The following is a 24398-nucleotide window of genomic DNA, read 5'->3' on the forward strand; positions in this document are numbered from 1 at the left end:
AAAGGCCACACAAAGTCGCCTTTTGATTTAGTTTATAAGATTGAATTGCAACAACAGGATATAATTTCAAATATCATTCCTCCATCGTCTGGTTACATACTAGTTTACCGTATTTTTCTGAAATTTTCAATAACTCTTTCTAAAAAACCAGCTAATTTGTGAACTTTTTTATTTTTTTACAACTCAAATATTCGGAAATAGAGGATTCTATTTTTGTAAAAAAGAATTGGGAGCATTCATCAGCCCAATTCTCTAAAAATCTTATCTAGTCTACTTTTACTACTTGAAGTTGAACTCCGCCTAGCAGCACTAGATATTTTTCTATTTTTTCAATACCATACGAACGACGAAGAGCTTCAGCATAAAGTGATAATTGTGCTTGATAGCGATCCACTAATTCACTTGGATTTGTATATTGATCTGTCTTATAATCAAAGAGAATGATTCGGTCCGTCAACAGTAGATAACCGTCCAAAATTCCACGGACTACAAAATCCTGTCCGCTCGCTTGATCTTGCTTTAACATAGCAAAAGGAGCTTCACGATAAACTTTATCCGCCTGCTTCAAGAGCAGTTGACCAAGCTCTGTCTCAAAGAAACCAGCTATCTTTTGCAAATCAATCTTCTTTTTAACACTTTCTTCTGCCTGAACCTGTTTTAAAACTTTTCTCAAAATAACTATCGTAGGGGCTTGATCCAAAGGAATACGCTGCATCAGTTCATGGATAGCACTACCGATTTGCGCTCCTGTAACAGGGGCTTTTTTAGCAAAGTCTGGTAGTTCAAAAGAAGTTTTTCCAATAAAATCTGGAGTTTTTTTCTCCATAATTTCAACGCCGTCTGTATCCATGACCGGTTCATAAAATTTCTTGATTTGGCTCGGTGTCCGAACACTTGGCAAATGGATGGCAGCTCGATACTGAGTATTTAGCCTGTCCACATTTTCCAAAATATCCAAAGCCCTGCGAATATCCTCAGACTGGCGATTGTGCGCTAAGTTCTCCTCGACAATCCGTTCCTTCAGCTTTAGCTGACCTATTTTCTCACTTGTTAAATCGCTATCCGTCACAAATCGGGTTGAAAAGGTTAAGTCATCATTCTTAAAGACGGTTTGCAAAGCCCAAATCCAGTCTTGAAAACTTGTCATAGTTCGCCTAATGGAGGCTGCTAAACGACCATTTTCAGGAGCAGGGAAGGTCTTTTTCTCCAAGCTTTCTTGACGACCTTTGCCAACCAGATATAGCTTTCTTTCTGCCCGCGTCATAGCAACATAGAGCAGACGCATTTGCTCAGAAATACTCGCCAAATGAATCTCACGCTCATTTTGCACATAAGGAAGAGTATCGATAGACAAACGAACATGATTAGGCGCCAACTTATCAGTTACATCTACCGCTACGTCCGCGACATACTTGATACCGACGCCATTTTGACGACTGAGAATCAAGGCAGAGCTGCTATCCTTACGATTGAAGGCTTTATCCGTATTAAGCAAAAATACATATTTAAATTCCAAACCTTTGCTCTTATGAACTGTCATCAAGCGGACTGCATGCTTCGGAGCCGCAACGACGACACTCGCCAAATCGTTCTGTGTTTCCAATATTTTGTCAATCATCCCAATAAAACGAGATAGACCTTTAAAACTCATCTTTTCGTAGTCATTTGCTCGCAAAGTAAGAGCGTAGAGATTCACTTGACGCCCTGCGCCATTTGGTAGGGCTCCTACATAGTCATAATAAAAGCGGTCTTGATAGATTTTCCAAAGCAAATCATAGAGCGAATTTATTTTTGCAAATTCTCGCCAATCCAGCAGTATTTCTTGAAACTGCTGGATTTTCTTTAAAATAGGAGGTGTAATGAGTTCGGGATGTTGGCCGTGTCCACTCAAAGCGTTTTTCAATTTCTCATAGAGATTTTCCTGATGAACAACGTGATTAGCTTCAGTCACCTTTTTTTGCAAGGCCAAACGAGCCAATTCATCCTCAGTAAAGGTGAACATTGGTGACTTTAGAAGTGCCACCAAAGCGTAATCATTGAGAGGGTTGTTAATTGTACGCAAGGTGTCTAACATCACCATGACTTCAACAGACTGAAGGTAATTGTCCTCACCACCGTCTGAAACGACAGGAATACCATATTTAGCGAACTCAGCTAGAATCATATCGTTGCGTGTGCGTGAAGCTGTTAGCAAAGTAATATCCTCAAATTGGACATTTTCCTCATTGTGCAGACGGATAATTTCCTTAATGACCAGCGCTACTTCTCCTGCAGAAACAGAAGAAACATCCTTGTCATTCTCCTCATTATTCGTCTCAAGTGTTCCGTCATAAATGAGAAACTCCGTCTGATATTGTGGATTTGGCTCTTTCTTATCAGGATTTCCAGCTACCAGATAATGCGTCTCATTGTAATCAATTTCTCCCACTTCCTCATCCATGAGACGTTTGAAAACATCATTCGTGGCTTCCAAGACTTCCACATGACTGCGGAAATTTTCCTTCAAAACAATCAATTTCCCTTGCTGGCTATCGTCTTGATAGGTTTTAAATTTCTCATTAAAAATCTGCGGATCAGCCTGACGAAAACGATAAATAGACTGCTTAATATCCCCCACCATAAAGCGATTACCCCCATTTGATAACAGTTCTAGTATACGTTCTTGCGTATGGTTGGTGTCTTGATACTCATCCACCATAACTTCATGGTATTTATTTCGATAAAAATGGCGCACATCAGGAAATTCTTCCAAAATCTGAATAGCAAAATGACTGATGTCTGCAAACTCAAACGCATTTTCTTCTTTTTTGCGGTTCAAATAACTTTCAACAAATGCTTTCATAAACCGTTGTAAGACAAGCAGGATTTCCTTTGCTTCCTCATGATAAGTCACTTGAAATTCAAAGCGATAAAATCGATCTGCCAAATCTCGTAAAACTTGAATTTTTTCTTTGCGCTTTTCATTATAGGTGTTGATGATTTCTTTTAATTCTTCTTTGCGTCCGCTGTTTGTCAAGGCTTTGCCATTGCTTGCGCGTGAAATCTCTACAATTCTATCAAGTGCTGTGAGATAAGCTTCCTCAGAGGACTGTCCTTGTAAGCTTGCCAGACAATCAAGCACGCTCTGAACATTTTCAAGGTATTTTGCTTTTGGAAATTCCTTGGCTTCATTCGCCAAATGATAATGGAAAAAATCTTCTAGGTCATAAAGAGCTTCTTTTATTTGTGCTAAAAGTCGCGCTTTTTCTTCTTGAAAATCCGCACGCTCATAGCCTTTCAAAAAGTCTTTTCCCAACCATGCTATTGGACTACTGGTGGATTGCAAAAAAGCATAAATCTTATAAACCTGCTCTCGAAAACCGAGCAAATCTTTTCTTTGACCGATAAAGTTTTTGACTAATTTTTTAAATAAATCAGCCTGATCAGATTGATAGAATTCTTCAAAAACTTGCTCGAAAACTTCATTTTGCAGCAATAACTGCTCACTTGCGCTTTGTAAAATGCGAAAATTCGGCGCCAATTCTAGGAGATAACCATATTTATTGAGGACCTTTTGGGTGAAAGAATCCATGGTACCAATGTCAGCATTCGGAATATCAGCTAATTGCTGTGCCAAATGCTGTTTGAGCTCCTCATCATCTGTTGCCTTCAAGACCTTGGATAACTCTTTCTCCAAGCGCTCTTTTAATTCACTGGCTGCTTTAACGGTAAAAGTCGAAATGAAGAGCTGGTCAATGCGAACTCCCCGCAGAATTTGGTCAATAATCCGCTGCACCATAACAAAGGTTTTTCCTGAGCCTGCAGAAGCAGATACAAGGATATTTTGACCGGAGGAGTAAATGGCTTCGATTTGCTCTGGTGTACGTTTTTGAGCTTTGTCAGACTGTGCTTCTTGATCCTGCAAAGCACGAATCTCTGCTTGACTCAAAAATGGAATTTGCTTCATTTTTCTAACTCCTCCTTCATCTTTTCTATCCATGCTTGACGTTTTTTTTCACCTGTCGGGTGGCTATCTAACTTAACCAAACGGCGAGCGCTAGAGAGGTGAAGGTTCGCTTCAAATCCCGTAATGGACTTGTACTGCTCCACAAAAGGTGCAATACTTTTGCCATTCTCCGTATAAGGATTGATGTAAAAATGCCCTGCCAAGATCTGCTCAGCAGCACGGCGATACAAGAGTGCATTATAAGCCAACAATGTCTCCAGCTCCTCTTGACTCAACAGATTCACTTTCTTTTTATCGTACAAACCATTCAGCTGACGAGCCTGCTCAGACAAGAACAGACCTTTGTATTCTAGATTCTTCATTGCTTCTTTGACAGCGTCGCCTTGCGACTTCGTCTTGGCTAAAGGCACAAGTGGATTGGCCATCTGCAAATACATGGCACCAAAAGTCTGTACTTCATCATTCGCCCACTTTTCTTGCTTCAACGCCATTAGATATGTAGGCAATTGAGAATTTAGACCATTGAAGAATTTTTGAAAATCAAAATTTGTGTCACTTGATTTATAATCCACAATTCCCAGACTACCGTCACTTCTCAATCGGTCAATGCGGTCAACTTTCCCTCGAATTTGAAGATTGCGTCCGTCTGACAAGGTTAGAACATTTGTTTCTTCCTGTCCGAAAACAGCCTCTTCTTGAATGGTTTCGACTAAATCATTTCTCTCTAAAACCCGTCCTGTCGCACGCGCGGTGTCCAGCAAAACTTCGTGAGCAAATAATGCTTCTGCATTTTCTGTATAAAGAGCTTCAAATTCCGCTTCCTGACTCGCTTCTTGAATGGCTTTTTCTAGACGATGATCGAATGACTCACTAGACTGCTCTTGCATAACTTTTTCAAACACACGATGCAGAAAATTTCCATGACTGCGCGCATCTGGATGAATCGTCATTTCTTCCTGCAAAACCAAGACGTACTTCAAAAAATAAGCATATTGATTGCGATAGAATTCTGTCAAAGCTGAAGTAGATAGCTGAAATGCTTGATGAGGCGGATAAAGAACTTGTAATGTCTGCGTTGACAAGGTTTCTGTTTCAAGACTTGACGTTACATTAGGAATCGAAATACCTTCGCTTTCCAATTTTTTGCGCAAAACCCGTACGACGACTGACCAAAAAGTCTGTTCTTTCTCAGTCAGAGAACGCTCCCGATCAATATCCCCTTGATTCAACTCAATAACCCTCGCCAACAGAGCTCGATAAGTTCCAATATCATCACTTGTTGCCTGCGGACGCTTCACTTCAATCGGCAGCTCAATTGGTCGTTCATGCAATTCTAACAAATATGGAGAAATGTTGTTCTCTATTTCATTGACAATCTGAGGAGTGGAGAGCACCAACCTCTCCGTTGCAGCATTCAGAAGTGACAAGGCGACAAAACGATTTTTCTGGAGATTTTCCTGAGCAGCAATCAGCAACTCCGAATGCTCATCAGTTGCTTCATTTAATCGTAATCGGTCTTCATCTGACAAGAGGCTCTTGTTTTGCGCAATTTTTGGAAAATAGTCTTGAGTCAAACCAACAGCATAGACAAAAGGACTTGACAAAGGCTCGATCAAATCATAAGACTGAACGGTCACAACGTCTACCGTTGCTGGAATAGTCCGATAATTGGATAACAGCATTCCTGACTGCACTAAAGTCAAAAAATCATCTAGCTTGACCTTGTTAGCTGAAAAGACACTAGCAAATTGTTCCAAAACATGACAAAAAGCCTTCCAGACTTCTTCTTGTCTTTCTTGGTCTTGCGGGTTCGTAAAATCTACTAAAGAAGCAAAATTCTGAGAAAAAGCAATCTCTGTCAAAAAGTGATGAAATTTCTGGAGCAGACCTGTCGCTGTTTGACTGCGAGATTTGAAAAATTCCAAGATCGGAGTGACTATTTTTTTTCTTAATTGATTGATGTGAATCAAGTCAAATTTTTGATGCTGATTGTGAGTAAAATCCTTAGAAAATTTACTAATCCCTTTTACATCCGCAAAGCGAATATATTGCTCAAACAAATCCAGCTCTTCTTGCGTTAAACGACCATAAAGACCTGTCTTCACAAGGTTGAGCAAATCCTCCGTCCGAAAATTATAGCGTTTCAAACGCACTAAAGATTCGATAAATTGCACCAAAGGGTGATGTGCCATAGACTCGCTTCGCCCCAGATAAAAGGGAATCTGATACTGATCAAAAATCGTCTTTAACTGCAAACGATAGGCTTCCACATCTCCCAAAAGAATGCGAATATCCTTGTAGCGAGCACCGTCATGAACTCGCTGGCGAATGCTCTTTGCCACATATTCCAGTTCTTCTTTTTGATTGACAGTCGACCAAATCTGTACATGCGAGCGGTCTTGCTCCGTCAATTCCAACTCAACATCTGAGAAATCATAGCGGCTTTCTAGCAGTTTTGAAATCTTTCCAAAAGCATCATCTGGCTGTATTGACGGTCTATATTCAGGTTTTACCTTATATTTATCTGCCAAATAGCGCAAGAAATCCACGCTAGCCTGATAGAGATTGCCCTCTCGAAAAGTCGCACGATAAGCTTTTCCACTTGCATAAGCACCAATGACGATTTCCACACCTTTACGATGCAGCAGCTCTACCAAATAAGCTTCCTCAGCAGAAAACCGTGTAAAACTGTCAATGACCAAAGCCAATCCTTGCAATTCTTTATCTACATCAGCTGCTATAATGTGATTGGCAAAGGCCATGATATTTGACTCAGAAGTAAATTCACTCTGATTCAGCTGATGCATAACAGCTTGTAAAATCTTGATTAAATCTGCTTTTTTCTCGTCTTCATCCAGATAGTCCAAGTCTGCAACAGTCATTTGAGCTTCTTGCAACTCATGATAAAGCTCAACCAATTGCTGAATAAACTGCGCATCCGTCCGAATGCCGCCGTACACCTGCAAATCATGCTCTTCCATTTCAGATAAGACCTTATAAAAGAGCATTCCCAAACCAATATCGTCTAATGGTCTGCCTTGCTGCACATCATTGAGGACAAAATAACGCGCCATCTGCGCAAAACGTGTCACCGTAATGGCAAATGAAGCACGGTTTTCTAAAAGACGCAAAACGGCTCTTTCCTTTTCAAATGAAAGAGAGTTGGGTGCAATATAAAACACGCGCTTGCCTGCTTGTGCTAAACGCTCTGCTTCTCCTGTTAGAATGTTTGTTAAGGGATTGCGAATATCCGTATAAAGTAATTTCATGAGCATCCTTTTTGTCAAAATATAGTCCTATTATATCATTTTTAAAGTTTTTCAACAGCGATTGACTACATACCTTTTCAAGAAAAAAATCCCCACAAGAATACTTGTGGAGAACGATTTTTAATGATAAGCTAAAGCTTTTTTGAAGCTCTTCCAAATGCCAATGTCATCTGTTTGTAAAATTAAACTGGAGTAAATCCGACCGATATAAACTGTCATTCCTAAGGTAAAGACAAAGGCAATGGCAAATGAAATCCAAGCTTCTAGCCCATTTGCATAACCGTTAATCGCACGGAAGGGCATAAAGAAGGTCGAAATGAATGGAATAAAAGAACCAACTTTAAGCAAAATTGTGTCACCAGCGTTTCCAAGAGCCGTCACTCCCAAAAATCCCAAAATAATCAGCATCACAACAGGCTGAACAGCTTTCCCAACGTCTTCAATCCTCGTTACCATTGAGCCTAAAAAGGCAGATAAAACCACAAACATAAAGACACTCAAGGTGATAAAAGCAATAGTATTAAAGGAAATTGCCTCTCCCAAATGCTTCATCAGATTTGGATTGGCATCTAAGAATTCTTTTACAAAAGAAATCTGGTCTGAAAAAGCAAGCAACAGCACTGCACCGATTACATAAATGCTGACATGGGTCAAGATAACCGCAAAAATTCCTGCCATTCGACCATAGAAATATTCAGAAGCCTTGATACTGGAGAAAATAACCTCCATAATCTTCGTCCCTTTTTCGCTTGCAATTTCTTGAGCAGTGGAGCTTGTGTAAACAATGAGAATCATATAAAGTACAAGACCAATTGCTGTTGCGACAATCGTTTGAGTGGCCTTCTTCGCTTCTTTCTTCTCATCAATCTTTTCTTTGAAATCAATAGCTCTTGAAAGTAGCTTCACTTGATTAGCTGATAAATTAGCTTGGCTAATATTTGCAACCTGTTGCAACTGCATCAGTTTCTGTGTAATTTCAATTTTTGTAGCACTACTCATGCTCGTATCTGCAAAATAAGTTGCCTTGATTTGCCCCTCTGCTTCTGATACTAGCAAATATCCACCAACATCGCCATCTTTTACAGCTTTCTTAGCTGTTGCTTCATCTTTATAATTGATGTCCAGATTCTTAGTATCTTTCAAAACTTCCTTCACTTGAGCATTGTTTGATACAACTGCGACCCGACTAGAATTACTGCTTGACATAGAAGAAAGGTAGCCAACACCTAAACTCAATCCTACAAAGATAAAAGGGGATATGACCATAAAGACAAAACTCCATGATTTGACATGACGAAGATAGGTTTCTTTGATAACAATTAAAGTCTGTTTCATACTTCCACCCCTGATTCTAACTTAAAGATTTCATCAATTGTTGGAGCTTGTTGGTCAAAAGTTTCAATATATTGTCCTTTAGTCAGCAAGTCAAACAATTCCTTACCAGCCGCTTCGTCATCTAAGACTAAACGCCATGTTCCTTGATTGGTTAGGCTGGCTTTCGTCACATGAGGAAGTGCTTCTAATTCCGTTTGAGACAGCGAGCTAGACACAAACAGACGTGTTTTGCCATATTGATTACGAACTTCCTGCACGCTGCCATCCAAAATGACTTTCCCATCACGAATCATGACAACATCATCACACAATTCTTCCACATTGGTCATCACATGGTCAGAGAAAATAATGGTTGCTCCTCGCTCTTTTTCCTCAATAATGACTTGTTTCAAAATCTCGGTATTTACAGGATCCAAACCACTAAATGGCTCGTCTAGGATAATCAAATTTGGCTCATGCAAAAGTGTGATAATCAACTGCACTTTTTGTTGATTCCCTTTAGACAAGCTCTTGATTTTATCAGTCACTTTGCCTTTGACTTGCAAGCGCTCCATCCACTGAGGCAATTTTTCTTTCACAACCGCATTTGGCACTCCCTTTAAATTTGCCAAATACCGCACTTGCTCATAAACGGTTAACTTAGACATCAGACTTCGCTCTTCTGGCAAATAACCAATTTTCCGATAGGTCTCCTGAGAAATCGGTTGCTTATCAAATGTAATGTTTCCGCTGTATTCTAAAAAACGCAGAATACTGTGGAAAATCGTTGTTTTCCCAGCACCGTTCTTTCCGATCAGACCGAGGATTTGTCCTGATTCAGCCCTGAAATCAACACCAAATAGTACTTGTTTTTGCCCAAAACTTTTTTCTAACTTCTGAATTTCAAGCATCCTAAACCTCCTAAAATTCTAAGCTCACTATATGTATATATACAATCTCTATATTTAATAGTATAACATTTTGAAAGCGTATTTTCAAGTTTTTGTGTAAAATTTCCTTATTTTCTACAGCAAAAAGAGAGCCATCAACAATTGCCCACAGTGCGACTGCCTCTCACTCTCTTACCTTGATTCTATTTGCGCTTTGCTAAGCTTTAAAAGCATCCACTAATACTTGAAATTCTTCATTGGAGAGCGTAATCCCTTTCCCCATTTTTGTATGGTCAGGACTCCAACTACGAATATCATATTTAGCTGGCGCACCATTGAAACTCACTCGATTCAGCTCTTTCGTCCAGCCTTTATCATTTTCTGATAACACCAATAACTTTTCTTCTATCTCAAATTTGAATTCTGACATTTTTGTCTCCTTTTTCTTCTTTCTTGATTTATTCGTAAAAAATTTACTTTTTTAGCGAGTTTGTTATATAATATATTGTAACAAGTTATGGAGAATTTAGCTATGAAAAAATTTCTCGAAATGATTTTAGAGCGAGCAAGTGAATTTATCAATTACAAAAAAGATACGCAAGAGGTAGAGGAGGACAATGCCAATATTTTGCAAACGATTGAAACAGCTTTGCAAAAAAAATCGGGTGTACATGTCATTTTTTCAGATAAAAGTTTTACTGGTGACATTGTCAAATATGACAAAGAGCGTCAGCAATTGATTGTTAAAAACTTCCAGAAAAGTATGTCAACGATTATTCGTATTTCAGATATTAAGCGGATTCGTCTGGTTCCCAACACTATCAGAGAAGCGCAAAAAAGAAATTCCAACCTCAACTAGGAGATTGGAATTTTTTTATTCAAATAAGCTGTAATAATCCGCGATTGTCATTTTCGCTTTCTCTTCTTGATGTAAGTCTTGGATAATTTGTCCGTCTTTCATGACAATCAAGCGATTGCCGTATTTAAGAGCATCTTCCATGTGGTGAGTAATCATGAGAGCAGTCAGTTGGTCACGATTCACAAATTCATCTGTCAGACTCATCAATGCCACACTGGTTTTGGGGTCAAGCGCTGCTGTATGCTCATCCAAAAGCAACAGCTCAGGGCGTTTGAGAGTCGCCATTAAAAGACTCAATGCCTGTCTTTGTCCGCCAGAGAGAAATTCAATCGGCGTATCCAAGTGTTTTTCTAAACCATTGCCGATTTTGTCTATTGTTTCCTGAAATTCTTTGCGATAATGACTCAGACGACGTGGCACCAAACGACGTTTTTCACCACGAAATTTAGCAATCAATAGGTTTTCTGCCACCGTCATACGCGGAGCTGTTCCCATCTTTGGGTCTTGAAAAACGCGTGATAGATACTTAGCCCGTTTTTCTGGCGAATAACTGGTCACATTTTCACCTAGAATATGGATGCTGCCACTCGTCAATGGCAATGTTCCTGCGATGACATTGAAAAGCGTGGATTTCCCTGCCCCATTTCCACCTAAAATGGTAATGAAGTCATGCTCAAAAATATCCAGTGAAACATCATTTAAAATAACTTTTTCTTCCTCAATACCTGTGTTGACAATTTTTGTCGCGTTTTTTAATTCTACAATTGCTGTCATTTGCTTAACTTGACTCCTTTAAAGAATTTATTTTTGAAAGTCGGAATCATGAGACAAATTGCCAAGATAACCGCACTGTAAAGGCGAAGATAGCTGGTATTAAAGCCAAGCGCAATCACGCCCCAAATCAGGAATTGATAGAAAATAGACCCGACAACAATCGTCAATAGGCGTTCTGCCAATGTCAGGCTAGTAAAAAGCACCTCTCCGATAATGAGACTGGCAAGCCCCACAACGATGACACCAATCCCACGCGAGACATCCGCATAACCTTCCTGCTGGGCAATAAGGGCTCCAGCTAGGGCAATGACGCCATTAGACAGCACCAACCCCATTAACTCCATTCGTCCTGTGTGAATGCCAAAACTCCTTGCCATATCCGGATTATCACCCGTGGCAATATAGGCTTGACCCAATTTTGTATCTAAGAAAAAGAGCAATGCTGCAATTACCAAGCTAACAAAAATCAATCCTGTCAGAAGATTGTTTAATTCGACAGAAAATGGCAAAAAGTCCTGAATTTGCTTCGTTCCGAGAAGTCCAAGATTAGCCCGCCCCATTAGCATGAGCATAATGGAGTGGCAGGAAGTCATGACCAAAATCCCTGAAAGGAGAGTAGGAATTTTCCCCTTAGTATAGAGAAGCCCTGTTACCATGCCTGCCAGACAGCCAGCTAGAATGGCAGTAGCAGTTGCTAGAAAAGGATTGATTCCCTTACTAATTAGCGTAACTGCCACTGCTCCGCCCAATGGAAAAGATCCTTCTGTAGTCATATCAGGGAAATTTAAAATGCGGAAAGTCATAAAAATCCCCAAGCCTAAAATAGCCCAAACAAGTCCTTGTGAGACAATTGAAATAATCATACTGTTGTCCTAACTTTTAAAAATATCGTTTCTTATCAATCGGATTACTCAATGACTTGTCCTGCTTTTTTCAGAACATCATCTGGAATCGTTATTCCTAGCTGAGCAGCCACTTTTTTGTTCACAACTGATTTGCCAGTAGCAAAGATTTCAACAGCTGTGTCTGCTGGTTTGGCACCTTTCAAAATTTTCGCTGTCATCTTTCCAGTCGCCACTCCAAGATCTTTTTGATCGACAACAACCGAGCCCAGACCGCCTTCTTCTACCATAGCTGTCGCACTTGGATAGATAGGTTTTTTAGCCGTTTGATTGCTGGAAACAACTGTTGAAAAAGCTGAAGCAATGGTGTTGTCAACTGGAATCCAAATAGCATCTACCTTTCCTGTCATCACATTCATGGTTGAAGCAATCTCATTTGTAGAAGGTACAGCATAAGGAAGCACTTTATAACCTGCTTTTTCAGCCAAAGCTGTAAATTCTTCTACCTGCGTTTTTGAATTGTCTTCACTGCTTGAATAAAGAACGCCAATTGTTTTCACATTCGGTGTTAATTGTCTGATGAGCTCCAATTGCTGCTTAGCTGGATTGTGGTCAGACACACCTGTAATGTTGCCTCCCGGATTTTTCAAATCCTTTACTAAATTCGCCCCAACTGGATCAGTCACTGCTCCCATAACAACTGGCTTGTCTTTTGTTGCACTAGCCAACCCTTGAGCCGCAGGCGTTGCAATTCCAATCAGCACATCATTGTTATTTGCGACTAATTGCTTGCTCATTGTTGCCACTTTGCTTTGGTCACCTTCTGCATTCATAAAGTCAATCTTGATCTTCTTGCCTTTATAACCTTCTTGTGCCAATCCTTCTTGAATCCCTTTATAAATCAAATCAAGTGACGGATGACTGACATATTGCAGCACACCAACTTTTACTGTTTTTGTTGTATTGCTTGTCTTCGTCGCTTTCTCGCCAGTTACACTAGAATAAATAATGCCTCCGACAACTAATACCACTAAAAGAGCAATCATTCCCATTAACCGTTTGTTTTTCATATCTGTTCTCCATTTCATATTTTTCTATTTTTTATTCGAGTAAAAGCCAGAGTCGCCATCGTTTAAACATATTTTTCCTCCATTTTAAGGGAAATGAAACAATAAAAGAAAAACCCACACACAGTTCATCCTGTGTGAGGGCGTAAATCGCGGTGCCACCTCAATTATGGGAAAAATAATAGACTTCTCCCACATCTCTATCTTGTCTAACAACAAGTTGCACTGTAAGGTGTGCTCACCGAATTTTTATCGTTTCAAATTCAACTTCTATCCATTAGCCCAATTTCATAAAACGCTGCTACTTGTTTTCACCAACCACAAGCTCTCTGCCAACAACTATTTTATTACTTTTCTAATTTTATATTATTTTAGATGTTTCTGAAACAAATGTCAAGTATTTTGTCAAACTTTTCTGACAATAATTTTCCAACCTTTTCTTGCTATTTTTTGTTATAATTTTCTTTAGTATCATTCAAGGAGAGAAAAACATGTCCTTTGACGGATTTTTTTTACACCACATGACAGAGGAATTGCGGCAAGAGTTGCTATATGGTCGTATTCAAAAAATCAACCAACCTTTTGAGCAGGAATTAGTGCTGCAAATCCGCAGCAATCGGCAAAATCACAAATTACTCTTATCCGCTCACCCTGTTTTTAGTCGCATTCAACTAACCCGTACCGCCTTTGAAAATCCAGCAGTGCCTAATACATTCATTATGGTCATGCGGAAATACCTGCAAGGTGCTACGATTGAAAGCATTGAACAGATTGACAATGACCGAATTTTGGAAATCTCTGTCTCCAACAAAAATGAAATTGGAGATAACGTGGCAGTAACACTGGTCATCGAAATCATGGGCAAACACAGCAATATCATCTTAATGGACAAGGCAAGTGGCAACATCATTGAGGCCATTAAACATGTCGGCTTCTCGCAGAATAGTTATCGCACGATTCTGCCGGGCTCAACCTATGTCACTCCACCTCAAACAGGCAACCGTAATCCATTTACGATTTCTGATGGAAAGTTATTTGAAATTCTCCAGACAGAGGATTTATCGGCTCGTTCTTTACAAAACTTATTTCAAGGCTTGGGGCGCGATACAGCGACCGAGCTCAGTCAGTGCTTAACGAGTGACAAACTAAAAACCTTCCGTGCTTTCTTTGCCAGTCCCACGCAAGCTCATCTGACAACTAAATCCTTTGCGCCCATTCTTTTTGCGGATAGTCAGAAAGAATTTCCGAGCTTATCGCAGCTGCTAGACGACTTCTATCAAGACAAGGCGGAACGCGACCGTGTTAATCAGCAAGCCAGTGAACTGATTCATCGAGTGGAGAATGAATTAGAAAAAAATCGCAAGAAATTAAAAAAACAAGAGCAGGAATTAGTCGCGACTGAAAATGCGGAGGAATTTCGCCAAAAAGGAGAGCTCCTCACTACTTTTTTGCACCAAGTTCCAAACAATCAAGACCAAGTAGAACTGGACAATTACTACACAAGCGAGAAAATTACTATTGTGTTGGATAAAGCTTTGACCCCTAACCAAAATGCTCAGCGCTATTTTAAGAAATACCAAAAGCTGAAAGAAGCGGTCAAGCATTTAACGGGACTGATTGAAGAAACTAAAGAAACCATTCAATATTTGGAGAGTGTAGAAACAGCTTTGTCACAAGCTAATCTCACAGAAATTACAGAAATCCGAGAAGAATTGATTCAGACAGGCTTTATTCGTCGACGTCAGCGTGAAAAAATCCAAAAACGGAAAAAACCAGAGAAATATTTGTCTACTGATGGACAGACAGTTATTCTGGTTGGACGAAACAATCTGCAAAATGATGAGTTGACCTTTAAAATGGCTAAAAAAGAGGAACTTTGGTTTCATGCCAAGGATATTCCCGGCAGTCACGTGGTCATCACAGGCAATCTGCAACCAAGTGATGAGGTCAAGACAGATGCTGCGGAATTGGCAGCATACTTTTCTAAGGCGAGATTGTCCAATCTCGTTCAGGTGGATATGATTGAAGTCAAAAAACTTAACAAGCCAACAGGTGGTAAACCTGGTTTTGTAACCTACACAGGGCAAAAGACCCTACGCGTTACTCCTGATGAAGTCAAAATTAAATCCATGAAGATGTAAGGTGTCTACTAACTGGCACCTTTTTCTGACTATTTTTTATATGTCCGACCCTCGGATGAAATGAATTTCTTTTCAGGTAAGCTGTCCGACCCTCGGACGGAATGAATCTCTTTTCAGGCAAGCTGTCCGACCCTCGGACAGAGTGAATCTCTTTTCAGGCAAGCTGTCCGACCCTCGGACGGAATGAATCTCTTTTCAGGTAAGCTGTCCGACCCTCGGACGGAATGAATCTCTTTTCAGGTAAGCTGTCTGACCCTCGGACGGAGTGAATCTCTTTTCACGCAAGCTGTCCGACCCTCGGACAGAGTAAATCAGTTCTCAAGCAGGTCGTCAATGTGAATGACAGCTTAAACCAGTTCTCGTTCACTTTGTCGACCGAGGCGACAGCTACGAACTTATTCTCATTACAAGGACTTCTTAGAAAAGTAAAAGGCTTAAAATCAGTGCTTTTAACAACACGATTTTAAGCCTTTTTGGCATCATTCTTTTGAATTTTGAATGGAATTTAAGCTTTTGTCTAACTTTGTCCACCGCCTTTTATTCCGATTTCTCAATATCTTTCTTTAACTCCGACACATTCAATTTTGCAGAGAGAAAATCTTGGTCTTGAACCGGAAAACGCTGCTCCAAAGCCGCAATCGTTCCGATTTCAACCTCTCCATTTTTCATGACAAAATCCATGACATGTCCACCGAATTGGTGGTCATCAGATAGAAAATGAAGATGATAACCAGCTACGCTAACGCCGTGAAACAGCTCCGGCGTCCAAAAGCCAACAATCGTTCCTGAAACGTGTTCTGCATGGTACTCAGGCTGATGAGCAGCAATTTCTACGAACTTCTTCCCTGAAGAGGATTTTGGAGCCATGCGTACATGCATGCTGCTAAATTCGCCATGAATCTTAATTGAGCGAAAAAGATTTTCCCCGACATAGCTAGCTTCTATGCGCTTCTTCAACGCTTCATCGCTCAGCTCAACATCCTGACGAAAACACGCTTCTGCTTGGTGGAAAGCCACTGCAGCATAAGGAACCGTCATATCTGTTGAAACTTCTATCACTTCAGGACTTGCTCCTATTCCCTTGGCTTGATAAGCCTTACCGTCAAGCACAATCAGCTCTCCGTCAATAGAGTCTAAAGTACCAATCCCTAAGTCACCATGTTGAAGCAATTCTCCAATCATCATCGTTCCCTTGTAAAGCCCTGCCATTAAAGCTCCCAAAGTATTGTAGTGAAATAATGTTACAAGCTCTGCCATTTCTCCTCCTAGACAATGTTTACTATCTTTCCTTGAAAAAACAGTGGAAAACGAACTCTTTTAACAATTTCGAGTTCTTTCCCACTTCTTCTTTAATAAAACTCATCTGGTAAAATCGTTTCTCCCAGCGTGCTGCTATCCTTGTAATCCACTGGCACATCAATGATAACCGGTCCATTTTCCTTTAAGGCTTTTTGGAGCAACTGTGTTAATTCTGCTGGAGAGGTTGCTCGGAATCCTTTTGCACCAAAGCTCTCTGCGTATTTGACAAAATCAACAGGTCCGAAGTCCACTCCAGATGAACGACCGTATTTCATTTCTTCTTGGAATTCCACCATATTATAATGACCATCGTTCCAAATGAGATGAACAATCGGCAAGTGCAGGCGAACCGCTGTCTCTAGCTCCTGAGCCGAAAAGAGGAAGCCACCATCGCCAGACACAGAAATAATCTTGGTGTTGGGACGAACCAAGGCCGCTGAAATTGCCCAAGGAAGTGCCACACCTAGCGTTTGCATACCATTTGAAAAGAGCAAGTGCCGTGGCTCATAGCTTTTGAAATAACGCGCCATCCAGATATAATGCGTACCCACATCAACAGTAACCGTCATGTCGTCTGTCGTATTTTCCTGCAAGACTTCGACAATATCCAGCGGGTGTAGTCGTCCTGTTTCAGTTTGGCTGCGATCAAATTTCACATCACCGTCCATTTTATCTCGCAAAACTTGCAGATATTCCCGCGACCCTTCTGGTAATTGATAACCGTTAATCGCTGGCAGCAATAAATCCAAAGTATTTGCAATATCTCCAATCAGCTCACGCTCCGGTTGGAAGTAAGTATCAATCTCTGCTGGCTCTACGTCAATCACAATGACGCGGGCAGAAATTTCAGCATTCCAGTTGCGTGCTTCATACTCAATCGGATCATAGCCGATAGCGATGACTAGATCAGATTTTTTCAAGAGCATATCACCTGGTTGATTACGAAACAGTCCGACACGTCCAAAGAACGTAGCTTCTTCCAATTCACGAGACACAATCCCAGCCCCTTGGAATGTTTCCACAACAGGCAACTGTACTTGCTCCAATAACTGACGAATAGAAGCCGTCACTTTGGCACTTGAAGCGCCATTTCCCAAGAGCAGAACCGGCAACACAGCGTTTTTAATCGCTTGCGCTAGGTAGTTGATGTCAGCCACCGAGCTAGAACCCAACTGCGGATCCGTCAGCGGTTTAATTGCTTTCACTTGCACCTGACTATCCACCACATCCTGCGGAATGGAAATAAAACTTGCCCCCGGCATTCCTGATTTGGCATGACGATACGCATTGGCAATAATTTCTGAAAGAGTATTGCCATCTTGCACTTCGACAGAATACTTGGTAATCGGCTTAAACAGTGCAGCATTATCCATGGACTGATGTGCACGTTTGAGAAGATCAGCTCGTTTGACCTGACCGGCTAAAGCTAGTACAGGATCCCCTTCTGCGGTCGCCGTAACCAAGCCCGTTGCTAAATTTGAAGCGCCTGGTCCACTGGTTGCAATCACGACACCTGGCTCTCCTGTGATCCGCCCAATTCCTTGTGCCATAAAAGCAGCATTTTGTTCATGACGAGCCACGATCAGTTGTGGACCTTTGTCCTCTAAGGTATCAAACACACGGTCAATCTTTGCACCGGGAATTCCAAATACATAATCCACCTTGTGATTGATTAAACTATCCACAATCAAATCCGCACCAAATTTTTCAGTCATTTTCTTCGTCCTTCCTGAATATCACGCTCATCATTATATCATAATTCCCATGCGTCTTATAGGATTGTGCTTGTTACTCTTTTTACAAACTATTGTACAATTCCTGCATCTCCACATCATCTGGAACCAAGTGAAGATAATGCTCTGCTTGGTGTTTTGCTTCTTCAAAATCTCCCATTTCACGAAGTAGATAAATATATTGCTCTAAAAATTCTGGATTTTCCTTTAAATCCGAGAGCAACAGACGATAGCGCTCCAAAGCTGCTGTTGTCTGTTCCAAAGCCTGATAGGCACGCGCAATATTCCACTTAGTCAGTACATTGTCTATGTCTTGCTCCTCAAATTTCAAAACTTCATCAAAACGCTCTTGCTCTAAGTAAAGATTAGACAAACGCAATGCAATTTCTTCCAAGTCTTCCGCATTATCTTTTGCTTTCAAAAGATAATCTTCTGCTTTTTGCTCATCATGAAGTTCATAAGAAAGCTGCGAAGCTAGCAACAAAAGACGTGTATCAAATGGATTTTTCGACAAGCCCTGCTGCGTGAGGCGCAATGCATCTTCTGTCTGATGTTCTGCGTGAAGCGACAAAGCATAACCATACTCATAACCTTCAAATTCCGGCGAAATCGCATCAATTTGCTTAAAGTATAGATTAGCTTTTTGATATTCTTTCTGGTCATATAAAATAGTCGCTAATTCAAAGGCTACAGCATCATCGTATTCAATCTCTAAAGCTTTTTCTAAAAACTCAATCGCTACTTCAAATTTCCCCAAACTTGCATAGGAAACGCCAATCCGCTGATAAGTAGAAACACCCGTCTGCTCATAAATCAGGCGATTGTCTAAACTAGCATACTCTTTAATAGCCTGATTCAAGTTTCCCAATTCAAAATCTATTTCAGCCAAGCCAAAAGTCACTAACGGCTCGTCAGACAATTGCTTTGCCTCGGCTAATTTTTCCCTTGCAACATCTGGCAATCCTTCCATTTGATAGAGATCGGCTTTGACCAAGAGTGCTGTCACATACCAGTCACTATCAGAAGTAATTTCTTCCAGATAGGCAAAGGCCTCTTCCACTTGTCCATCTTCACTAGCAATCTGTGCTAAACTAATATAGGATTCTGGATAGTGGGGAGCTAAGTTTTCATAAATTTGCTTAGCTTGAGGGAAAAAGCCGATACTTTCTAAGTAGTCGGCTAATTCAAGTAATTCTTCTTCTGTATCATTTGTTAGAGCTCTTTCAAAATATTTATTGGCATGTGCCAAATCCTGCTTTTGCAAAGAAGCAACCATTTTCTCACTGTTGTTCAATTTCTTCTCCTGTCTCATCTACGGATTCTTCTTCATACAAGCCGCTGACTTTCTTATACCATTTAAAAATAGCAGCAATCACAACTTTTGCAGACGCATAAACGGGAATTCCCAGCAAAACGCCCCAGATACCAAACATAGAACCAGCTGTCAAGAGGACAAAAAGAACATTGATTGGATGAATGTTCAATTGGCTACCGAGAATTAATGGCGACACAAACCGCCCTTCAATCGTTTGCTCTACAATAAAGACAACAATGACTTTCAAGAGCATAATTGGTCCAGCAATTAACCCCAGAACAAGAGCCGGCAGCATAGCTAGAAAACTTCCCAAATAAGGAATCAAATTTAAAATCCCTGCCGTCACCCCAAGCGTTACTGCATAACGAAGTCCTATTATCTTAAAGAAAATGATAAACATAATCGCTACAATGATAGCAACAGTCACCTGACCACGAACATAATTAGCAAGCTGTGTATTGACGTCTGTCAAAATTTGCCCAACAGGTTCACGAAACTTTGTTGGTATGAATTTTGTCAAATAAGATTTCAAATTTTTCCCATCTCGTAAAAGGTAAAAAAGGATAAAAGGCATGATAATAATGGCTACAATCACTTGCGAAGCTGTACTAATTAATGTACTAACCCAGTTCACCGCTTTCGATGAGAAATTACTCGCCCAAGCTGTCACTTGATCTGAAAAATTATTCGCAATTTCTTCCAATTGAGGCTTGACATCATCAGAAATTCGATTTTCCAAAAAATCTTGAATGATTTTATTCGACTTTTGCAAATTAGCTGGTAAATTCCTTACAAAGCTCACAATCTGATGTTGCAAACTTGGAATTGCTACAGCCAAGCCCCAAATTAAGAGCAATGCAATCAAAATAAAAACAATCGTAATCGCAACTAAACGATTGATCTTATGTTTCTCCATAAAATCTACAATTGGATTTAAGAGATAATACAAAAGCCCTGCTAAAATCACCGGCAGCATGATAACTCCGATAAATTCTAGAACAGGAATAAAAATAAAACTAATTTTGCTTAATACAAAAATATTCAACCCCAACAATAAGGTCACCAAAAAAACAGTGATTGCCTTATTGTCTAAAAACCACCGAAAAAACCATGATAGGCTGAAATCCTTCTTTTTGTGTTCCATACAGACATCCTTTTCTTTATTTATCTCATTGTAGCATTTTTCACTAAAAAATTCTTGAAGAAAGGGTAGTCCTTTATGAATTTCCTTCTTACGCTCGAGTCAAACACAAAAAGCGGTCATCCATTCAATTCATGAACAGATTCCCACTTTTAGCTTTCTTTATCTGAGAAAAAAATTGTAAACCGCATTCGTTTGTCATCAACAGCTTCAAAGAGATAGTGCAAATGATGATTTTCCAAAATCTGTTGCACGATAAAGAGTCCCAGACCTGTTCCACCATCTTTGCGGTTACGACTGTAATCCGGACGATAAAATGGCTGAAATATTTGCTGGATTTGCTGTTCATCCAACACATGTTCCGCATCATTTTCAATGATTAACCGATTGTCTTTAATCATTAAAAGAATCTCTCCACCGGCTAATGTATAATGGAAAGCATTATCTAGTAAATTTTTAATAGCTTTCAGCAAATAAGTCTTGTTGCCATGCACTTGAAGCTCTTCTAACTGTACAGTAAATTGATAGCCTTTCACATCAGCTAACATCTTATAGCTGCTCAAGTTTTCCTCCAAGAGCTGATTAAGTGAAAATTCTTCCTCTTCCGCTTCTATCCGCATTTCAATTTTAGAAATTGCCAAGATAGACTGTACAAGTTTTGATTGCTCTTCCAAAATTTCACGACATTTATGTAGGTATTTATCTTTATCTTTGAAGTCACCAACACCATAAATCATACCATCCACAATTCCCATCATGCTGGTAATCGGCGTTTTCAGCTCATGAGAAGTCATCCGTAGAAATTCTGCTTTCTCCCGTTCACTTTCAGCAACCTTCTCATTTTCCAATCGCAGCGCTTCAATACTTGTCAAAAGATTATTATACAGACTGTTAATATCTTGAGCGAGAGTGGAAATTTCATCCCGCCCTTTGACAGGACAAGCCACATCTGGAGAAAGAGTTGCCATTTTTCGCGTGCTCTCTGAAATATCTGTAATGCGTTTGGTTGCAAATCGACTATAAAGAAAAGCCACTATACCACCTAACGTTAACGAAAAGAATAAGATATAAGGATAAAGACTTAACAACACGTAAGTAGCATCCGATATTGGTTGGAGCGAATATTCCCCACGTAAGGTCAATGTGGTCCCTTCTGCCGTTCTTATCTTCTTGCTCATACTTTTAGTTTGATTTTTCAAACTCATGTCAGAAGGTAAAATTGTTAATTGGAATTCTCCCTTTTCATTAGCTAAATCAATATGTGGATAAATAAGTTTTCCTTTCGCATCTAATATACTAAACCAGACGCGTGTATTCTTTCGATTGTAGTCACTTAAAAGCTTTCCTATATCATCTGACGGTTTTCCTTGAACTTGCTGAGCAATCTGAAAGAACTCACTTTTAGCTTCTCGATGCTTGACTTGCTCATAATAAACAGGCATCACAAAATAGAGTGTTGTTAAAACCGTTGTCACGATAATAAAAATTATTGTTCCTGTCAAAAGAAAATGCTTTTTAGCAATTCTCACTCTTCTTCTCCTCCAAGTTGATAACCCATACCAGTAATCGTTTTAAGAGGTATTCCAGGAATTTTTTTCCGAATATTTTTTACATGGTTATCCAAAACACGGCTATCCAGTTCACTATAACCCCAAATTGTATTCATCAATTGATCCCGAGTCACCAAATGATTTTTTCTTTGAGCTAAAGCTTGGATAATTTCATATTCTTTTTTAGTAGGAGACATTTTCTCTTCTTGCCAATAAACTGTACAATCGTCAATTGAAACACGTAAGTCTCCAATGACAATCTCTGATTCTGTCACAGTACTCCGGAAAATATTTTCAATGCGTTTCATCAAAATAAGTGGCGAAAATGGTTTGGTAACATAATCACTGATAAGGTGATTAAAGCTGACCAGCTGAGTATATTCATCATCTAGTGCAGTTAACATCATAACTGGTACCTGCGACGTCTTCCGGATTTCCTTCAACACATCCAGACCGCTCATAGAGGGCAACATAACGTCCAGAATGATGAGGTCAAACGATTTTTCCTCAAATTCACGTAGGGCTTCTGCCCCGTCAAAAACTGGTGTCACCTCATAATGATTTTCTTTCAAAAATTCACAAATCACTTGATTAATCGTAGTGTCATCTTCTACTACTAAAATCTTATGCATTTCTTACTCCTTAAAATATAGATATAAAATTAAATGACTGCTAATCAATGTAAAGATTACTTTTATTATACAACAAAATAGTGAACTTACAAAGATTGAACCGTGATGCAGGATAAAAACTTTCTTCCCAAAAAACTAAACATTTTTCAGAAGTCAAACAGACAACCCTGATTGTTAGCGCCACCACCCGCAAATCTATTTTTATTGTATCAAAGTCATTTGTTCCCATCCTATCTCGAATCTATTTTTTATCTATTTTTTCATCATAAAACTGACAGCAGCTTTCATTTGTGAAAACCATTTCATCTCTTTTTGTGTTATAATGAAAGTATCAAATATTTCGAGGTGAATGATGACACAAACAGTTTATTTTGGAACTTATACACGTCGTAGCTCAGAAGGAATTTACAAAGCTGATTTTGATACTAGCACAGGAGAACTGGCAAATTTAACACTTATTGCAAAAGAGCCAAATCCTACTTATTTAGCTTTTGACAAGCAACAGAACCTATATTCTGTCGGAACTGAACACGGTGAGGGAGGCATTGCAGCCTTTAATAAAGCGGGACAGTTACTCAATCACGTTGTGGCCGAAGGTGCTCCTCTATGCTATGTGAGTGTAGATGAAGCAAGAAGCCTTGTCTACGGGGCAAACTACCATAAAGGACAAGTATTAGTTTATAGACGACAAGAAAATGGTAGCCTTAAATTAGTTGATTCTGATGTTCATATCGGCTACGGTCCTCATGAAAACCAAGCTGCTGCTCATGTGCATTTTGCAGATTTAACACCCGATAAGTATCTGGTTACGTGTGATTTAGGAACTGATGAAGTTGTGACATATGAAATTAGTGATTATGGACGCCTAAATCGATTAGAGACTTATCATGCGACATCTGGCGCTGGTCCACGTCATATTGTGTTCCACCCTCACTACAAAATTGCTTATCTTATTTGTGAATTAAACTCTACTATTGAAGTTTTAATTTACGATGGAGATGGTCAATTTGAACGCCTGCAAACCATCTCCACTTTACCAGAAGACTTTTCAGAATTTAATGGAACAGCTGCTATTCGCCTATCTGCTGACGGTCGCTTCCTTTATGGCTCCAACCGCGGACATAATTCAATCGCTGTTTACAAAGTAGCAGGAGATGGAACACTTGAACTTGTAGAATTCGTACCAACTAATGGAAAAAATCCACGTGATTTTAATATTACACCAGATCAACAGTATATTATCGCAGCCCATCAAGACTCAGACAATGCGACTGTCTTCAAACGTGACCCAGAAACAGGAAAATTAACAGAATTATCACATGATTTCTTTGTTCCAGAAGGTGTTTGTGTTGCTTTTACTCATTAATCTCTTCTTAAGAGACTAATCCCAATCGCCTATGGTTGGGATTTTTTGTTGTCTTATATGTCATCTTCCCAGATTCTATTCGTTTGCAAGTAATTGTATTAGGGAGCACGACCGTCTTGCTTTAGTCGCCAATTTTATACCGAACATCACGATACTGACGAAAAGAACGGCTCTATAATTTCTGTAGTGGGTAAAACTACCGCAGAGATTATGGAGCTATTTTTGTGTATACAAAAAGTCCCATATGGAACAACTCGATG

At 39.8% G+C, this 24398-nt stretch carries 17 protein-coding genes and 1 other annotated feature; of the genes, 3 read left to right on the forward strand and 14 right to left on the reverse strand.

Translation table 11 applies throughout. From position 1 onward, the window contains the following. Positions 1-265: 265 nt before the first annotated feature. From addA to RG565_RS07905, 5 genes are all read right to left on the reverse strand, one after another. Positions 266-3946 carry a helicase-exonuclease AddAB subunit AddA gene (gene addA, locus RG565_RS07885; protein WP_247937317.1) on the reverse strand — a complete coding sequence of 1227 codons (3681 nt, stop codon included), beginning with the start codon at positions 3944-3946 and terminating at the stop codon, positions 266-268. Beyond that, positions 3943-7215: an ATP-dependent nuclease subunit B gene (gene rexB / locus RG565_RS07890; protein ID WP_247937316.1), complete on the reverse strand. Its 3273-nt coding sequence runs from the start codon at positions 7213-7215 to the stop codon at positions 3943-3945. The genes addA and rexB overlap by 4 nt, the downstream gene beginning before the upstream one ends. 120 nt (positions 7216-7335) lie before the next feature. After that, positions 7336-8550 carry an ABC transporter permease gene (locus tag RG565_RS07895; protein ID WP_247937315.1) on the reverse strand — a complete coding sequence of 405 codons (1215 nt, stop codon included), beginning with the start codon at positions 8548-8550 and terminating at the stop codon, positions 7336-7338. Then, on the reverse strand, positions 8547-9440 hold the full coding sequence (locus tag RG565_RS07900) for an ABC transporter ATP-binding protein (protein WP_151380480.1): 894 nt from the start codon (positions 9438-9440) through the stop codon (positions 8547-8549). Before RG565_RS07900 ends, RG565_RS07895 begins: the two co-directional genes overlap by 4 nt. A gap of 196 nt (positions 9441-9636) precedes the next feature. Further along, complete coding sequence (locus RG565_RS07905) at positions 9637-9849, reverse strand: YdbC family protein (protein ID WP_003025304.1); 213 nt, start codon at positions 9847-9849, stop codon at positions 9637-9639. Positions 9850-9936: 87 nt separating this feature from the next. Between RG565_RS07905 and RG565_RS07910 the strand changes: the two genes are divergently transcribed. Beyond that, positions 9937-10278 carry a hypothetical protein gene (locus tag RG565_RS07910; protein WP_049513661.1) on the forward strand — a complete coding sequence of 114 codons (342 nt, stop codon included), beginning with the start codon at positions 9937-9939 and terminating at the stop codon, positions 10276-10278. A 15-nt stretch (positions 10279-10293) separates the two neighbouring features. Here the strand turns inward: RG565_RS07910 and RG565_RS07915 are convergent, their stop codons facing one another. From RG565_RS07915 to trpX, 3 genes are read right to left on the reverse strand one after another with little or no spacing between them, the layout of a single operon-like run. After that, positions 10294-11052: an ABC transporter ATP-binding protein gene (locus tag RG565_RS07915; RefSeq protein ID WP_247905729.1), complete on the reverse strand. Its 759-nt coding sequence runs from the start codon at positions 11050-11052 to the stop codon at positions 10294-10296. Further along, positions 11049-11915 carry an ABC transporter permease gene (locus tag RG565_RS07920; protein WP_268732176.1) on the reverse strand — a complete coding sequence of 289 codons (867 nt, stop codon included), beginning with the start codon at positions 11913-11915 and terminating at the stop codon, positions 11049-11051. The genes RG565_RS07915 and RG565_RS07920 overlap by 4 nt, the downstream gene beginning before the upstream one ends. Positions 11916-11959: 44 nt before the next feature. Then, positions 11960-12964 (reverse strand): tryptophan ABC transporter substrate-binding protein, encoded by a 1005-nt coding sequence (gene trpX / locus RG565_RS07925; RefSeq protein ID WP_268732175.1) that lies wholly within the window; start codon positions 12962-12964, stop codon positions 11960-11962. A gap of 133 nt (positions 12965-13097) precedes the next feature. Further along, positions 13098-13334, reverse strand: a binding site (T-box leader). A gap of 118 nt (positions 13335-13452) precedes the next feature. On the opposite strand from trpX, the gene fbp62 reads away from it, so the two are divergent. Next, positions 13453-15102 carry an Rqc2 family fibronectin-binding protein Fbp62 gene (fbp62, locus tag RG565_RS07930; protein WP_268732174.1) on the forward strand — a complete coding sequence of 550 codons (1650 nt, stop codon included), beginning with the start codon at positions 13453-13455 and terminating at the stop codon, positions 15100-15102. Positions 15103-15639: 537 nt separating this feature from the next. Here fbp62 and budA read toward each other — a convergent pair. From budA to RG565_RS07960, 6 genes are all read right to left on the reverse strand, one after another. Continuing rightward, positions 15640-16359 carry an acetolactate decarboxylase gene (gene budA, locus RG565_RS07935; RefSeq protein WP_268732173.1) on the reverse strand — a complete coding sequence of 240 codons (720 nt, stop codon included), beginning with the start codon at positions 16357-16359 and terminating at the stop codon, positions 15640-15642. Between the two features lie 92 nt (positions 16360-16451). Beyond that, a complete protein-coding gene (gene alsS / locus RG565_RS07940; protein ID WP_247937311.1) occupies positions 16452-18116 on the reverse strand; it encodes an acetolactate synthase AlsS in 1665 nt (554 codons plus the stop codon). 82 nt (positions 18117-18198) lie between these two features. Beyond that, complete coding sequence (locus tag RG565_RS07945) at positions 18199-19428, reverse strand: tetratricopeptide repeat protein (RefSeq protein ID WP_268732172.1); 1230 nt, start codon at positions 19426-19428, stop codon at positions 18199-18201. Next, a complete protein-coding gene (locus RG565_RS07950; RefSeq protein ID WP_247937309.1) occupies positions 19415-20593 on the reverse strand; it encodes an AI-2E family transporter in 1179 nt (392 codons plus the stop codon). The genes RG565_RS07945 and RG565_RS07950 overlap by 14 nt, the downstream gene beginning before the upstream one ends. 149 nt (positions 20594-20742) lie before the next feature. After that, positions 20743-22119, reverse strand: coding sequence for a cell wall metabolism sensor histidine kinase WalK (locus RG565_RS07955; RefSeq protein WP_247937308.1), 1377 nt, complete (start codon positions 22117-22119; stop codon positions 20743-20745). Continuing rightward, positions 22116-22772 (reverse strand): response regulator transcription factor, encoded by a 657-nt coding sequence (locus RG565_RS07960; protein WP_049533591.1) that lies wholly within the window; start codon positions 22770-22772, stop codon positions 22116-22118. The genes RG565_RS07955 and RG565_RS07960 overlap by 4 nt, the downstream gene beginning before the upstream one ends. 352 nt (positions 22773-23124) lie before the next feature. Here RG565_RS07960 and RG565_RS07965 point away from each other — a divergent pair, with 352 nt between their 5' ends. Beyond that, positions 23125-24138: a lactonase family protein gene (locus tag RG565_RS07965; RefSeq protein WP_049533592.1), complete on the forward strand. Its 1014-nt coding sequence runs from the start codon at positions 23125-23127 to the stop codon at positions 24136-24138. The last annotated feature ends 260 nt before the right edge of the window (positions 24139-24398 follow it).

Origin of the sequence: Streptococcus sp. IsoGale021, assembly GCF_031142795.1 — a bacterium.
Lineage (GTDB): Bacteria > Bacillota > Bacilli > Lactobacillales > Streptococcaceae > Streptococcus > Streptococcus hominis.